Below are 271 nucleotides of genomic sequence, written 5' to 3'. Positions count from 1 at the left end.
GTGATTTCAGGAAAACAAACATCAGGGTACTGGTGAACATCAATACACATATAAACAGAATCAAAATTCTTTGATCCTTCATTTTACTTGCAATGATAGGACAGCAGAACGTTATTGGAATCATGGTAATCTGAATAACAAACAAAACCCATCCTGCGCTTTCACCCGGCATATTATAATCTGCAAGAAATGAAGGCAGCCAGGCTACCATACAATAATAGAACAATGACTGTAGACCCATAAAGATACTGATATTCCATGCTTGTGCAGA

The 271-nt window shown here is 37.3% G+C and carries 1 pseudogene; it reads right to left on the bottom strand.

Annotated features, from left to right (window positions below):
* A pseudogene (locus SB679_RS24320) lies at nucleotides 1-271 on the bottom strand (MFS transporter); the annotation flags it as partial.

Origin of the sequence: Chryseobacterium sp. SIMBA_029 (assembly GCF_046535275.1) — a bacterium.
Classification (GTDB): Bacteria; Bacteroidota; Bacteroidia; order Flavobacteriales; family Weeksellaceae; genus Chryseobacterium.
The sequence above is the reverse complement of the archived record's forward strand: the minus strand, read 5'-3'. Positions and strand labels throughout refer to the sequence as shown.